Source organism: Phyllobacterium sp. YR531 (assembly GCF_000282595.1).
Taxonomy (GTDB): domain Bacteria; phylum Pseudomonadota; class Alphaproteobacteria; order Rhizobiales; family Rhizobiaceae; genus Phyllobacterium.
The window spans coordinates 1-14,527 of the sequence record NZ_AKIZ01000006.1 but is presented as its reverse complement, the minus strand read 5'-3'; the positions used below and the strand labels follow the sequence as shown (position 1 = coordinate 14,527).

The 14,527-nt window shown below is 53.0% G+C and carries 13 protein-coding genes; 3 read left to right on the top strand and 10 right to left on the bottom strand.

From position 1 onward, the window contains the following. Nucleotides 1-135: 135 nt before the first annotated feature. From PMI41_RS02650 to PMI41_RS02625, 7 genes are all read right to left on the bottom strand, one after another. The gene (locus PMI41_RS02650; RefSeq protein ID WP_040853551.1) at nucleotides 136-1,557 is read right to left on the bottom strand and encodes an ISNCY family transposase; all 1,422 of its coding nucleotides are present in this window, start codon (nucleotides 1,555-1,557) and stop codon (nucleotides 136-138) included. A 236-nt stretch (nucleotides 1,558-1,793) separates the two neighbouring features. Then, nucleotides 1,794-1,940: a hypothetical protein gene (locus PMI41_RS24925; RefSeq protein WP_008121502.1), complete on the bottom strand. Its 147-nt coding sequence runs from the start codon at nucleotides 1,938-1,940 to the stop codon at nucleotides 1,794-1,796. Nucleotides 1,941-2,241: 301 nt separating this feature from the next. Next, nucleotides 2,242-3,219, bottom strand: a complete 978-nt coding sequence (locus tag PMI41_RS02645; RefSeq protein WP_008121499.1) for an ATP-binding cassette domain-containing protein — start codon at nucleotides 3,217-3,219, stop codon at nucleotides 2,242-2,244. Nucleotides 3,220-3,223: 4 nt separating this feature from the next. Beyond that, nucleotides 3,224-4,048, bottom strand: coding sequence for a carbohydrate ABC transporter permease (locus tag PMI41_RS02640; RefSeq protein WP_008121497.1), 825 nt, complete (start codon nucleotides 4,046-4,048; stop codon nucleotides 3,224-3,226). Then, a complete protein-coding gene (locus tag PMI41_RS02635) occupies nucleotides 4,045-4,908 on the bottom strand; it encodes a sugar ABC transporter permease (RefSeq protein ID WP_008121496.1) in 864 nt (287 codons plus the stop codon). Before PMI41_RS02635 ends, PMI41_RS02640 begins: the two co-directional genes overlap by 4 nt. A 51-nt stretch (nucleotides 4,909-4,959) precedes the next feature. Continuing rightward, a complete protein-coding gene (locus PMI41_RS02630) occupies nucleotides 4,960-6,237 on the bottom strand; it encodes an extracellular solute-binding protein (protein ID WP_040853548.1) in 1,278 nt (425 codons plus the stop codon). Between the two features lie 29 nt (nucleotides 6,238-6,266). After that, the gene (locus PMI41_RS02625; protein ID WP_157179290.1) at nucleotides 6,267-8,546 is read right to left on the bottom strand and encodes an alpha-L-rhamnosidase; all 2,280 of its coding nucleotides are present in this window, start codon (nucleotides 8,544-8,546) and stop codon (nucleotides 6,267-6,269) included. Nucleotides 8,547-8,756: 210 nt separating this feature from the next. On the opposite strand from PMI41_RS02625, the gene PMI41_RS02620 reads away from it, so the two are divergent. Further along, complete coding sequence (locus PMI41_RS02620) at nucleotides 8,757-9,773, top strand: LacI family DNA-binding transcriptional regulator (protein ID WP_040853571.1); 1,017 nt, start codon at nucleotides 8,757-8,759, stop codon at nucleotides 9,771-9,773. Between the two features lie 20 nt (nucleotides 9,774-9,793). Here PMI41_RS02620 and PMI41_RS02615 read toward each other — a convergent pair whose 3' ends face one another. Beyond that, a complete protein-coding gene (locus tag PMI41_RS02615) occupies nucleotides 9,794-10,279 on the bottom strand; it encodes an HIT family protein (RefSeq protein ID WP_040853570.1) in 486 nt (161 codons plus the stop codon). Nucleotides 10,280-10,718: 439 nt separating this feature from the next. Here PMI41_RS02615 and PMI41_RS02610 point away from each other — a divergent pair, with 439 nt between their 5' ends. Next, the gene (locus PMI41_RS02610; protein WP_008121491.1) at nucleotides 10,719-11,357 is read left to right on the top strand and encodes an NAD(P)H-dependent oxidoreductase; all 639 of its coding nucleotides are present in this window, start codon (nucleotides 10,719-10,721) and stop codon (nucleotides 11,355-11,357) included. Between the two features lie 30 nt (nucleotides 11,358-11,387). On the opposite strand, the gene PMI41_RS02605 is transcribed toward PMI41_RS02610, so the two are convergent. Continuing rightward, on the bottom strand, nucleotides 11,388-11,933 hold the full coding sequence (locus PMI41_RS02605; protein ID WP_157179287.1) for a TetR/AcrR family transcriptional regulator: 546 nt from the start codon (nucleotides 11,931-11,933) through the stop codon (nucleotides 11,388-11,390). A gap of 308 nt (nucleotides 11,934-12,241) precedes the next feature. Further along, entirely contained in the window at nucleotides 12,242-12,835 is a 594-nt protein-coding gene (gene betI, locus PMI41_RS02600; protein WP_008121489.1) for a transcriptional regulator BetI, read from the bottom strand. Between the two features lie 109 nt (nucleotides 12,836-12,944). On the opposite strand from betI, the gene PMI41_RS02595 reads away from it, so the two are divergent. Beyond that, a complete protein-coding gene (locus PMI41_RS02595) occupies nucleotides 12,945-13,832 on the top strand; it encodes an alpha/beta hydrolase (RefSeq protein ID WP_008121488.1) in 888 nt (295 codons plus the stop codon). Nucleotides 13,833-14,527: the final 695 nt, after the last annotated feature.

The window sequence follows — 14,527 nt, the reverse complement described above, 5'->3', positions numbered from 1 at the left end:
CTTCTAGCACGTCTTCTCGCAATACAGCCCCGCCAGCAGCCGACCGGGCGCAGCCGGTTCGTGTTGCGCAGCCCGGACGGCGGCGGATAGGATCGCTGCGAGCAATCCGTCAGCTTGACAGCCGGATCCCATCCGTCATTCCGTCGCCTTCATGCGCGCTTTGGCTTGCGCGCGCCGGGCAATGACAGCAGGATCATTCATATAATCCGTCCGTGGTTTGCGCCCGCGCTTCTGATAGCCATTGCTCTGGCTGCCGTCAGGAAGGGCGAACATGTGGTTCGTCTGGCCCGGGCGGCGTGGCCCGTGCTGGCTGCGCTGGAGCGCACGGCCGGATTGCATCTCGGAAACGAAAGCCAGCACCTCGTCCAGACGCTTGTTCTCGACAACGTCCGACCGCTGCACCGAGCGCAGTTTGTCGAAGGTCCTGTAGGGCAGGGTGATCCCGTCGTGCATGACCTCGAGCCGGCCATCCGGGTAGTCGCACACGATAACCTTCTCACCCGCCAGGCGCCTGGCAACATCCGTTGGCTCAAGGATGAACAGCACCTTGTCGTAGCGCAGTGTCAGGGTCTGCGACAGCTTGCGCATTTCCTTGCGGCACATGGCGCCGTCGAGGTTCTCGTGCGCGGCGAGGAGGCGATGCAGGTCCTTCGGATTGCGCGGCCCCTTGCCAAACCGTTGATTGAAATCGGCCATAAACCCAGGCACAAAGGCGTTCGCCGCCTCGATCGTGCTGATATCGTGCAGGCGCAATTCCTTGACCAGGCGATCCTGCAGCGTCAGATTGGCACGCTCGACCCGGCCCTTGGCCTGCGGACTGTTGGCGCAGATAATGTCGATGTTGAGCTCGGCAAGCGCTCGCCCAAACTGGGTGAAGCCGCTCGTCCGGTCCAGGTCAGAAGCATGGGTCGTGCGGAAGATGCCATGCTTGTCACTGTAAAAGGCCAGCGGCTTGCGCCATTCCTTGAGATAGGCCTTGGTCGCATGGAAATAGTCAAATGTGTTCTCCGACCGGGCAAAGCGTAAGTGCAGCAGTTTGCCCGTCGCATCATCAATGAAAACCAAAAGCGCGCATTTGGGACCGCGATCTTCAAACCACCAATGGTGCGAGCCATCAATCTGCACCAGCTCGCCAAAGCACTCACGGCGATTGCGCGGCTGATGCAAGCGCTTCTTGCGTTCCCGGCGTGACGTCCACAGACCAGCCTGCGTCATCCATTGCCGCAAGGTCTCCTTGCTGAGCCCGATCCGGTGACGCTCGGCCAGCTTCTCGCAGGCAAGCGTCGGGCCAAAATCATGATAGTGCTCACGTACGATATCCAGAACCGCATTGCGAAAAGCTTCCGGATAACGCCGGTTGCTCGGCCGGCCGCGCTTCTTCGACACAAGCCCATCCTCACCATCACGATCGTAAGCAGCAAGCAGGCGGTGCATATGGCTGCGGCTGATCGACAGCAACCTGGCTGCATTGCTGACGCTCAACCGATCGTCTCTGACTTTTAGAACCGCCTCCAGGCGGTGAAACTCTTTCTGGGACATCGTAACAAGACAAGGCAGGGCAGCTCCACAATCAATCAGATGGATGAAACGCCAAACCTTCCTTTCCTGAAGTTTGTGTGGATCGGAGGGCAGAGGCGCTGTCGCACCTCTAATTTGCCCATATGTCTCATTACTAAATTGCTGCTACACGATTTTGCAGCATAATGGAAATTATGGAACCAGTATTTCGGTTCCAATCCTATCGGGGCAAATGAGAATTATGGAACAGATAGGCGGTTTTGTAACCGTTGCTTTTAACGCTGAGTGTGGAAAGTTCGCGTTCGTCGTTCATCGCGGGTTCCCACGCGATCTGATCCGACGTCCTCAAGACGAGCATCGAGCCTAGGCGAAAGCATCTTGTCGCTCTGGAACGGCTCTACGCCGCGGTCGAGTGCCGACATGGCCGTGGCTGCCTAGACAGGTTGGATGCCGAAGCCTGCGCTGATGCGCTCGAAGACTGTCTCGTGTGAGCTCGCGGACGCCCTCTGTAGCGTCCGGTTGCCCGAACTGAGACGATGTGTGGCTTGTGTCGTACGAAATGCGGTTCGGCTGTGCTAGGACCGTTGTATTCACCTGACATTGAACTTCTCCTTTGTTCGGCGAAGACCTCCGTTCGCTGATCAACCCTAAGGTATTTCAGTGTCCTTGAAGGTGATGGTGGCCTGCCAGGGATTGCTACTGGCGACAGATGATAGGCGAGAATTAAAACCTGAATTCCCGTCCTTCTATCGCGGAGGCGAAAATCTTTGTTCCGACCGGCGGAACTTCCTCCCCCGCTACGCGGGCGATCAAAGGTCCGATGACGACAGTATCGAGATGTAAAATGGTCTCAGCACCAAGCCGCTCGATATGTCTTACATTTGCTTCCCACTGACCTTCTGTAGTTGAAAGGCAAAGGTGCTCGGGCCTTATCCCGTAGACCTTGCAGCCAAGCGCTTCGGCGGCGGAGCCTTCGATAAGGTTCATTTTCGGGCTGCCGATAAAGCCGGCAACGAATGGGGAGGCAGGCTTGTTGTACAGCTCCATAGGCGTACCCACCTGCTCTATTCGCCCTCCGTTCAAAACGACGATCTTGTCAGCCATTGTCATAGCCTCCACCTGGTCGTGGGTGACGTAGATCATGGTCGCGCCGAGTTTACGGTGAAGATCCGTCAACTCCATACGCATCTGGGTTCTCAGAGCCGCGTCCAAATTCGAAAGGGGCTCGTCGAAAAGAAACACGGCAGGATTGCGTACAATGGCGCGACCGATGGCAACCCGTTGGCGCTGTCCACCCGAAAGGGCCTTTGGTTTGCGATCGAGCAAATGGCCAAGCTGGAGTGCCTCGGCCGCCGCTTCTACCTTCGCCTTGATTTCAGCCTTTGGCCGTTTGGCAAGGCTCAAGCCGAATCCGATATTCTCGCGAACAGTCAGATGGGGATAGAGCGCGTAGCTCTGAAACACCATGGCGATACCTCTGGCCGAAGGTTCGGCGTGGGTAACGTCACGGTCGCCGATCACTATCTTTCCCGAAGTCACCAGTTCCAGACCAGCGATCAGCCGAAGGAGTGTGGACTTCCCGCAGCCCGATGGCCCGACGAAGACACAGAATTCGCCCTTTTCTATACTCAGATCGATATTGTTCATCACATCGACAGAACCGAAGCTTTTTTTGATTTGCGTTAGCGTCACACTGGACATGGCGTTATCCTTTAACTGCACCTGCTGTCATGCCGGCTACGATCTGTCTGTTGAAGAATATGAAAACGATCAGGGGGGGGATAGTGACGAGCAAGATGTTCATAAACAGGAGATTGTACTGGGTCTCGAACTGGCTCTGAAAGTTGTACAGGGTCAATTGGACCGTTACGTTTTCTCGACCCGGTAAATAGTAGAGTGGATGGGTAAAGTCATTGAAGACAGCAATCGACTTTACGACGATGAGCGTCACAGTCGCAGGCTTGAGAAGTGGCAGGATCACCTTGAAGAAAACCTGCAATGGTTTTGCGCCGTCGATGATGGCTGCCTCATCAAGGTCCTGGGGTATGGCCGCTACAAAGTTTCGGTACATCAGAACCGAGAATGGTAGACCGTAGGCGACTTGGATGAGGATCATTCCATGGATCGTCTTGAACAGACCGATACCCTGAAGGACCCAGATTGTTGGAACGACGGCTGGCGGCACGATCAGCCCCACCATTACCATGGCATAGATGATCTTGTTCCATCTTGAGCTACGACGCTGCAGCAGGTAGCCGATCATCGCACCACACAGGACCATGATGGCCACAGCGCAGACAGTGATGATCGTGGAGTTTAGGTAAGCGAGCAGAAGCATATAATTACGTGCCTGCAGGACTTTGATGAAGTTGTCCCATAGGTGCCATCCGCCAGGCAACGAGAAGTTGAGGAGGGATGCCTCCTGGCTGCTCTTCGTTGCGGTGACGAAGATGAATATGAATGGCAGGAGGAAGATAATCGAAGCGATAGCCGTGGCTAACAGGCCGGTCATGAGTTGGCGACGTGTCATTGATGAACCTCCCGGCGGCTAAACAGGTAGGTCATTGGCACAATAATGATTGCGATCAGCACAAATAGGATGACGTTGCCGGCTGTAGACAGACCGTAGAAACCCGATTGGTACTGTTTGTAGACGACGCTCGCGAGCACGTCGGACGAAAAACCGGGCCCCCCCTTGGTCATCGCCCAAATCAGATCGAAGCTTCGAAGTCCCCCGATCAAAGATAACGTCAGGACGGTCACCGTTGCAGGCCGCACGAGTGGCACTGTAACGCGCCAGAACTGCTGTAGTCTCGTTGCTCCGTCGATCCGTGCCGCTTCGTAGTAATCCGGACTGATTGCAGAAAGGCCAGCAATGTAGATCAGTGTCGCCAGCCCGACTCCTTTCCAGAGGTCAACGAAGGCGATCGAATAGAGTGCAAGTGAAGCACTCGTGAGCCAGCCTGGTCCCGCAATTCCGATCTGATCCAGACCGACATTGATAAGGCCTTTTGTAGGATGCATCAGGGCTGCGAAAGTGATCCCGATGCCGATCGTCGAGACCAGTACCGGGAAGAAAACCACGGTGCGGAGGAAGCCCTGGGCCCAGATTCCCGATGTCAGCAAGACTGCGAGCAGCAATCCAAATATGCTCTTCGTTCCCGACGTCAAGAATGCGTAGATCAGGGTATTCCAGAGGCCTTGTACGAGAAAAGGCTCCTTGAAGAATTGCACGAAGTTATCGAGTCCGATGAATTGCGCTGAGTACAAATCCCATCGTGTGAACGCAAACCAGAAGGACGCCACAGTCGGAGCCAGAAATAGTACTGTGAAGATCACGGCGCCCGGCAGCACGAACCAGTAGGGATATGCAGATTTCGGTTTTCTCATATATGCCTCCATAGAGGAGCCGCCCCCCAGGGAGCGGCTTCGGATCAGTGCTTACCAGTTGGGAAGGCCGAGCTGTTTTGCCTGTTTTCCCACATCCGCATCGTAGAGTGCTGCGCCCTGCTTTGCGGTCTTGATGCCCGAACCGATCTCGACGGTGATCTGCTCAAGTGCCGGCCCCTTCACCGGCGAAAGAAATTCGAGCGCGGGTGCCGTCCGCCCCTCGGTCTGGAAGTAGGGGATCATGTCCGCGACTGGAGACGGAAGATTTGTGGGAAGAGCGCATCCATCGATCATGTATGGTCCCGATGCGCCGATCGCTTTGATCATTGTTTCGCAGCCATTGACGCTCGCCGCCCAATCTACGAATTGTTTCGCAGCCTCCAAGTTGGGACTGGCGGCCGGAACATAAAGCGCGGGCGGAAGCCAAGCTGTTAGACCGTTGTGCTCATCGTCGTCTCCGGGAACGGCGAAGTAACCGATTGATTCAGCCGCTTTCGGATCATCTTTCAACAGTGCCCGGATGCCATGCGAGAGCATCGGGTAATGGGCTCCCTTGGCGTCAGCGATCATCCGCAGACCGTCGTCGATCGTCGCCGCGCCGTAGTCCTTGTTGAGATAATCGGCCTTTGCGATCTCCTCGAGCTTCTCAAAACTTCTAAAGGCTACTGGATCGGTGGCGTACTTGGCCTTATTTTCGGTATAGAGCTTCGCGAAATCGGGCTGTTTGGCCTGAATATTGAAGAAGTCACCAAGAAAGAGCACCTGCGACGTCCATGACGTCCCGTAGGTCTGCACCACAGGGACGAAACCCGCTTCTTTGATTTTCTTGTTGTTCTCCATGAACTGTTGCCAGGTTACAGGCACTTGCAGTCCAATATCCGCATAAATTTTCTTATTGTAGAAGATGCCGCCGCCACGAGCGGCGCCGAATGGGACACCTCTTACCTTGCCGTCGACGCTGGTAACGCCGGGCTTGAAGACGGGTTTGATGGTTGACTGCGACGGGAGGTCACTCAGATCGGCAAGGGTCTGAATCGGCTTCAGATTCAGGAAGAGCGAACCGGCATTGTAGTTGAAGATGTCCGCCATCTCTCCGATCGCTAGGCGGGTCTTGATGATGTTGTCGCCTTCACTTCCTCCTGGACGGGTCTCCAAATCAAACGTGACATCCGGATGCGCCTGAGAATAGGCTTCCGTCAAGGCCTGCATGGCGTTGACGGATTCCGTATTGGAATCAACGAGTACGGTGAGTGTGGCCGCGTTTGCGGTTGGAGCCAGCAGCAGACCCACGCCTGCGAATGCCCCGAAAATCATCCTGTTCATTGTCATCCTCCTCTTAGTGGTTTGAAATCGTGCTTTCAGACGAGTGCGTTTTCGTGAACCGAAAACTCGATCCGGTGATCTCCCGCGTTAAGAAGCAGTCCTTCCCGCTCGAGTTCAGTTCGCCTCCCATTGATAACCACGTCCATTCGCTGGCGGCTTTTCACAAAGCGTCCGCGTGTTCCGTCGGGCAGGCGAAGATCATATCGAACCCTTCCCCCTTCGACAGACCACTTGGCTTCGATCCGGCCAAACCGGCAATCATGCCATATTGAGAACGGACCGAGCGCCGGCATTACGAAAGGATCGATGATCACCTCCTCGAAACCCGGATGGTCCGATGACGGCTGGATACCGCCTACCTGCTCGAACAACCACTGGCAGACGGCGCCATAGGCGTAGTGGTTGTAGCTATTCATTTCAGGCGAGTAGATCGTTCCGTCCGCACCGATCGAATCCCAGCGCTCCCAGATCGACGTCGCGCCGCGTTCCACTTGATAGAGCCAACCGGGGACACGGCGGTTCAAGAACAATTTCTCCGCCAGATCCCCCATCCCCAACTTGGTGAGAGCGGGCAAAAGCGCCGGCGTTCCGATGAAACCGGTCCCGATCACCCCGCCAGCGTCTTCCACGGTCTTACGGAAGTATTCCTTGCCCGCGGCTATGTGTTCTAAAGGGACGAGGCCGTATTCGAACGCCAGGGCCCAGGACGTCATATCGTTGTGAGCAATACGGCCCGACGCGGAGAAGTACTCAGATTGAAAGGCTCCCCTTATCGTCGTGGCACGAGCTCCAAGACGTTCCGCTTCATCATGCTGTCCGATCACGTCCGCGATTTTGGCAGCCAGGTCCGTCGAGATAAAATGATAGAGAGTTGCGGCGCAGTCATCACTGATCGTGGGACGCGGCTTTCGATTGTCACCGAGCGGCTGAAGCCAATCTCCGAACGTGAAACCCTGGCCGCCCCAAACCGCTGTCGGGCGAATGATTGGGCCGTTTGAGATGCTCCAGAGATAGTCGAGCCATCGGACCATCGCGGGGAAGGTTTCGCGCAGCACCTGTTCGTCGCCATAATGGCGATAGAGTTGCCACGGAATTACCGTGATACAATCACCCCAGCCGGTCGAGCCAGACCAGTCGCCCCGCCCCGGTATGGGATGAAGCCTCGTGGGATCAGGTGAAAAATGCGCGATTGCTCCATTTGACCGTTGATCCGCCATGACATCGCGAAGATATTTCCGAAAAAAGCCCTGGCAGTCTGCGAGCCAGCATGCGGTGTTGGCAAAGACCTGCGCATCTCCAGTCCACCCCATGCGCTCGTCGCGTTGCGGACAGTCGGTCGGGATTTCGATGAAATTCGCCCGCTGAGACCATATAGTATTCAGCACGAGACGATTGACGACATCAAGCTTAGTGCTGACGCCCCCGGCGGTCTCCGGCAAGGACGAAATCGGAACCATCTCGATGCATTTGAGCTTAGCTTTTCCGGCGACGCTTATGCGCGCGTATCGGAAACCCATGAAAGTGAACATCGGCGCGAACGTCTCTGCCCCCTTACCGCTCAGGACGTAGCTTACTTTTGCCCGTGCTGAGCGATAGTTGCGATTGTCGAAGACATCGTTCGGACCCAAGACCTCCGAGTGTTCGACCACAATCGAGGCACCTTGCTCGCCCTCGACTGTGAAACGCACATATCCGGCCGCGTTTTGGCCGAAATCAACAATCTCCCGCGCGATATCGTCGTGCCAGCGCCTTATCGGCAGGAGCGGTGCTAACTCCTTGACCGGGCCAGCCTCGTGAGCGACCAGCAATCCCCGATCAAATTCGATCAGGTCGACGCCACCGCTATCGACGGGATGGACTCGAGCATCATAATCTTCGCCCCAATAGATTCCAGACTTCAGGACAGGCAAGAGCCCTGAGACCCAGTCAGAGTCCGTCTGAACAATTGTCTTACCGTCAATTGAGATCTCTGCAATCGCGCCGATCCGATCACCCCAGCAATTGAAGATGGGCTTTTCGACCCACATCATCTGGCTTCTGAACCAACCATCCGCGAGCCAGATCTCAACGCGATTTCGGCCAACCTTCAGCAGCGACCCGATGTCGTACACCTGATACGCTATTCGATGATCATAACAGGTCCATCCTGGAGTGAGGAGGTCGGACCCCACACGTTCTCCGTTCACAAAAGCGCGGTAAAGACCCAGAGCAGATATGAAGAGCTGCGCGGATCTTCCAACCGCATATAAATGGAACTCCTTCGCAACGAAAGAAGCCTGCGTCCCCTGCCCCTGATCGCAGCGTGGGGAAATCATGCTCGCTGAAAACTGACGCGCGATCGGGCGCGCTTGAGCGCAAGGAGAGCGCTCCTTTAAAATGGACATAGCGATGGAGCCCTCCCTTGGGCGACAGTCTTCACTGTCGCAGCTCGATAGTGTGTATCGATCTACGTAGATCATTCTACAAAACCATTTGCACCGCAACATTTTTTTTTCTACGATCAAATAATTGTAATGATGGTCGACATGAGTAGACAGAAACTGAAACAGCGAGCCACAATCTCTGCCGTTGCTGACGACGCTGGTGTTTCCCGAGCAGCTGTTTCGAAAGTCCTCAACAATGCATATGGGGTATCGGACGCTCTGCGGCAAAAAGTCGAAGCTTCGATCGCGCGGCTCGGTTATCGCCCCTCGGTTGCAGCAAGGGGCATGCGTGGGAAGACTTTTACGTTTGGTGTACTTCTAGGTGGCATCGAAAATCCCCTCGTATCCGAAATCGTCCGCGGCATCTCATCGGTGGCCGAGAGTGGCGGGTATAAAGTTGTGATGGCAATGGGTCGCTACAAGCAGCCGCTCGAATCGGGAATGATCGAATCCATGATCGATCTCCGTCTGGACGGTGTCATTCTCATTGCACCGAGATTGCCAGATGAAGTTCTCGACCATTTCGCGCAGCAAATTCCAATGGTGGTCATCGGTCATCATCAGCCGTCAGCAGGATCATTTGACACGGTAAACTGCGACGACGCCAAGGGCGCAGAACTCGCGGTCTTCGCGCTTGCCAAGCGTGGATACCGAGACATTTCCATGCTCAGCATGCCTCAGCCTGACACGAATGATGCCAACATCGTAACCATGCGAGAAATCGGTTACAAAGCCGCGATGGAAGGGTTGGGCCTCAATCGATACACGCGCATCATTTATATGCCCAGTGAACAACAGGATCGTGTGCGTACTCTTAAGAAATTCGTTTCAGGCGACGAACGCCCGCGCGCTATCTTTTGTTGGTCGGATCTTGATGCTATTCCGATGATCGACGCGGTGCGAAACGCCAAAATATCCGTTCCGGAGGACCTCGCCGTGATCGGATACGATAACTCCTCCCTTGCCTCACTCTCGCTCTTTGATTTGACGAGTGTAGATCAACTCGGTGTGGAACAGGGCAAAGCGTCTGCACATACCATCCTCAGCCGGATAGCTGGCCGCGTAAATGCCGAACACATCGTTCTTCAACCCACGTTGATCCTTCGCAGTAGCCATTGATCGGACTGCATTCGCGTCGGTCAAGCGACGCGCATGCCTTCCCTTAAGACATTGATAGTTTGTTCAACTGTTGGACCGTCAACAGGTGGTGGGATAGTTCGCTCGCAAAACTCTCGCCAAACAAATAATGTCAGTTCGGCGCCGTCCGTTGCAGTTTCTCCGGGTCCCTGTGCGAAACTCTCAAGAAGACGGTATCGATCGTCATGCCAAAAAAGCGCTTCGACCCACGCGCAAATGGGTATGACGTGAAAGTGGATCATATGACCCTCGGTGTGGCCATATCGACCGATATACACGCGTTGCGCTCCCAATAAATGTTCGAGCACATTCTGCAATTTTGCCAACAATGGACCAAGTTCTGCGAGGGCGGTATCCGATAGCTTGGAAAGTTCATTGGTAAAGATCTTTGGGCTGACCATAAGATAACCTGGCAAGGCTGAGTTAATTCTGTGGTTCACGAACCAGTTGTCTGTTTCGAAGACATGAAATTTTTCTGGAATTCTCAAACTGCTGCCTCCCATTATCGCACTTTGCATCTGAAGTGACCTCGTTTTCAACAATCACATCATGTCTTTCGCAAGCCCGCGCTTCTCTTGGGATCGATGCTTGCACCCCTTAAATTGCTTGAAGTACTCGTTTGGCAAGTCAGGCCTACCTCCCCAAAAGCTCATTGAAAATCCTGAGACGAAAAGCTCTCGAAACTCCAAATGGCATCCGATACTGCACCGATCGGCCCTCCTATCACGCCCCTATATTAGAACTGAGAAAGCGCAATTTGCTTTGTAGCATTATAACTGTCTTGACAAAACCGACTGACAGTCGGAAAAATGCCGCATGAGGGTCAGGCAAGACAACGTAAGGGATCGATACATCGAGGCTCGGACTTGATCGCATGGTTCAAATACTACGAGACAACGCACGCGTAATAAGCAATCAGGAGTCCAAATGTCTGAGAATAGTGACGTTGATAAAAAGTCTATGAAAAAAGTTCTATTCATAAATTCTACGCCGAAGCCGATGGAAAATTCCATTACACTTCAAATGGCGCACAATTTCATTGAAAACTATAAGTCGGTTAATCCATATGACGAGATTTCTACTCTAAATCTCTACGAAGAGAATATTCGATTTCTTGATCTTGATAATCTAAACCAGATGTTTTCGAAGGATCCTGAAAAGATAGACTTTGTCCACTATACAAAACAGTTTGTGGAGGCTGACAGATATATTATCGCGGCACCAATGTGGAACTTGACGGTTCCGGCAATTCTTAGCGCGTATCTCGATTATGCAAATGTCCAAGGTTTGACATTCTATTATACGGCTACCGGTGCTGTTGGAATGCTCGGAGGCAAAGGAAAGAAAGCCGTTTTGATTTCGTCCAGAGGAGGAGGCTATTCTGAAGGGAAATGGGAGCCTTTTGAGATGGCTGAGCGTTATGTGAGAAAGCAGTTTGAATTCCTTGGCATCACTGACTTTCAACTAGTTCTGATGGACTGGGCGGACGTTCTGCAGGGAGATGAGTTGGACCGGGCGAAAAAGTTGAGCATGGAAAACGCCAGTAAAGCTGGCCAAAACTTCTGATCAGGAAATATACAATAAAATGTCAAACTGCTACAGTCCAACGGTACGACGCGCCAATACAGACATTTCTTCTCCGACTGTGGTAACCGTCTTGGATGTTACGATTAAATCATCGATTATGCCAAGCATTCCTCTGAAGATGTAGGTAGCAGTCACATCAGGAACCTCCGCAGTCCAGATCTTTTTACGGTGGCCCTCTTCCAAGAGGGCCGCAAGGCCTTTCATGAAGATTTCATCGCTTACAGTCCAGCGTGAACCACAGTTTCCGAATACGATATCATGCAATGTTCCGATGCGGGCGTAGGCATCGCATGCTGCACTCACCCAAGTTTCCAATTTAAGTTCGAGAGCATCATCTGGGCAGTTGGATAAGGCTTGATCTATATGTTCCTGGAAATGGTCGATAACTTTCTCGCGCAGCGCCACGAGCAGCGCGGCTTTGGATTCATAGTGATGATAGAATGTTCCCTTGGCGCTACCTGCGCGTAAAACGATCTCATCAATAGTGGTTTCATCGAAGCCTTTTTCAACAAAAAGGAATGTGGCAGCTTCCAACAATTTACGCGCACTGTCCAACCCGCGTTGCTGCTGCTTTCGCAATGGTGATGCCTTGTTCATAAGTAGAGTTACTTTCGTAAGAGAGCTATTTTGTCCCTATCAGTCACGCAAATTGAGCAGCGAAGCGCTCTTTTACAACCCAGCAGGCCTAGCACAAGCGAAAGATTACGTTAAGCTTCCATGGATGAACAAAGCAGAGTCATCGGTTATTGTAACTAATTGAAACAGGATCCGATGAGATCTCCGGGCGGCTGCAGTACCGACATCGCTTACGCCATGTCCTCCGAGCTGTTCAACATGATCGAAGCAGCTTTATTCCTTCGTATTTAAGTTAAAGAGGTTTCATTAGGCAGTGCCCCTTTTAAGAAGTCACGAGCCAATTTAAGAGCAATTGCCGAATTTAGTGCTTGATCGCCGATACCCAGTCTCACCCATAGCCCATCAATTAATGCCGAGATTGAAAGCGCAGCCTCCTGGGCTTCCTGCTTGGGCAACAGCAAAAGCAGTCCCGACATCAGGTTTGAATGCATTCGGGAATGGAAAACTTTCTGAAGGCGTGCCAACTGCGGTTCGCGGGGAACTTCAGCACAGAGAGATAGCCATGCATGCCCTTGGGGTGGCTTGTAGATATGCTCTCCCAAGTTCGCTTCAATGACCGCCCAGACACGTTCAAATGGGGTGTTTGCTGCGTTCAGCTTCTTTACAACATGCTCACGAAGGTCAGAATTCGCTTCGCGCATCGCTTCTTCGAACAGATGCTTCTTATTACGGAAATAATGCAGGACGATTCCTTTTGATGCTCCAGCCTCTTGCGCAACTTTCTCCAAGGTCGTTCCGGGAACCCCTTCGCGCTGCATGACCACCACGGCTGCACGCCTTAATTCCTGTCTTCTGATATCACGAATTTTGGCAAGTGCCATTCGGTACTCCTCTGAAATGCACGTTGACATTTTGATCCGTGGTAAAAATACTGTCCACGTGGTCAATAGTATGTCTGGACGGACAGAACAACTTGCGAGGGGAAATTACATGAAGAATCATCTCATGAGCGCTGGAATCTCATTTGGGCTGCTGGCCTCTCCCGTACAATTGTCGGCGGCCCAGATAGCAGTGCCGACCCAGTCAGAGTGGTCGGCGGCCAAGAAGTCTGTCAGTCTACCAAACGGGATAACGATTGCTTATTCAGAGATGGGAGATACCAATGGAAAACCGCTCCTACTCATCCATGGCTACACCGACAACAGCCGCAGCTGGTCGCTGTTAACCCCCTATCTCGTCGGGCACCACATCTACGCCATCGATCTGCGCGGGCATGGCAAATCAAGTGCGCCTGAGTGCTGCTACGCCTATACGGACCTGGCTAATGACGTTTATCTGTTCCTCAACGCAATGAAAATCGAGAAGGCTGATGTCGTCGGTCACTCGCTGGGGTCAATCACCACCCAAGTCCTCTCTGCCCAACATCCAAACACTGTTGACAACATCGTACTGATTTCCTCGACAGTGAATACAGGCGGCGGGCCGGGTACTTGGCTTTGGGATAACATCATGCCGCTCACGCCTCCCATCGATCAAAACGGTAAATTCATGATGGATTGGTATTGGAATCCCAACCCAGTCGATGGAACCTTCATCAAGCTGGAGCGTGAAGAAAGCGCGAAGGTGCCTATGCACGTGTGGAAGGGAGTGTTGTGGGGAACATCCCTGGGAGATCTCTCAAAAGTTTCGCAGTTAATCAAAGCTCCCATTATGATCTTATGGGGGGACCAGGACCAGCTCTTCGACGCCAGCCATCAGAAGACGTTGAAGGTCGCATACCCCACGGCAAGATATGAGATCTTCGAGGGGGCGGGTCACAACATGTTCTGGGAACAGCCGGAAAAAGCTGCAAAACTCATCAATGATTTTCTCAGGTAAAAAATACTTTGGGTCAAACGCTGCACAATCGATGAAGCGTTTTGACTTATCCCGCTCGCAGCTCGGCTCTACGCGGCTTATGTTTGAGACAGGGGACTAGGATAATATCTGCTCTAAATGAGTGCTTCACGATCAGAAGTGGTTTCAACTCGTCGCTTGGAGAACAAGCTGCATTACTCTCTGTATGCACCTCAGTGCCAAAGCAACGCTGCAAACAGACGTAGCGAGTTGGCCACGTTTCCTGATTTGAGGCAGGCATCTATGGACAATCAAGAAGTGCTATATCTCGCTTTCCCCACCTTATATTTGGGAATTCTTCGGCCGCCGCCCACAATAATTTTAAACGTCTGTGCGCCACCATGATGATAAATCTTGTACGCAAGAACTCTTGAAACGCAGAGGTTTCTCTCGATCCGAAACAGGTAACCCGCCCTGTGCAGGAAGCACGATTTACTATCGTAGATAGAGGGAGCATTGGACACCCCCAACTACGGCTTCTCAGACTTAAACGCTAACTAAACGCCACTGGTTACGCTTTGTCATCATTGATTTCGACTGGGGGAGACCGCTTCAATAAGATGGCCGGCAAGGGTGCCGAAGCTGCGGCTTCTTGCCAGTGATATCCTCTATGCGTCTTTGTGGAGAATCTGTTCCATCGCCGGATTAGAGACGAATCGCCATTTCCGTAAAGGTCC

Coding starts and splice junctions, on each gene's coding strand:
- PMI41_RS24925 (WP_008121502.1), bottom strand. CDS start 1,940: ATGTCGGCACTCGACCGCGGCGTAGAGCCGTTCCAGAGCGACAAGATG.
- PMI41_RS02645 (WP_008121499.1), bottom strand. CDS start 3,219: ATGTCCAGTGTGACGCTAACGCAAATCAAAAAAAGCTTCGGTTCTGTC.
- PMI41_RS02640 (WP_008121497.1), bottom strand. CDS start 4,048: ATGACACGTCGCCAACTCATGACCGGCCTGTTAGCCACGGCTATCGCT.
- PMI41_RS02635 (WP_008121496.1), bottom strand. CDS start 4,908: ATGAGAAAACCGAAATCTGCATATCCCTACTGGTTCGTGCTGCCGGGC.
- PMI41_RS02630 (WP_040853548.1), bottom strand. CDS start 6,237: ATGACAATGAACAGGATGATTTTCGGGGCATTCGCAGGCGTGGGTCTG.
- PMI41_RS02625 (WP_157179290.1), bottom strand. CDS start 8,546: ATGATTTCCCCACGCTGCGATCAGGGGCAGGGGACGCAGGCTTCTTTC.
- PMI41_RS02620 (WP_040853571.1), top strand. CDS start 8,757: ATGAGTAGACAGAAACTGAAACAGCGAGCCACAATCTCTGCCGTTGCT.
- PMI41_RS02610 (WP_008121491.1), top strand. CDS start 10,719: ATGTCTGAGAATAGTGACGTTGATAAAAAGTCTATGAAAAAAGTTCTA.
- betI (WP_008121489.1), bottom strand. CDS start 12,835: ATGGCACTTGCCAAAATTCGTGATATCAGAAGACAGGAATTAAGGCGT.
- PMI41_RS02595 (WP_008121488.1), top strand. CDS start 12,945: ATGAAGAATCATCTCATGAGCGCTGGAATCTCATTTGGGCTGCTGGCC.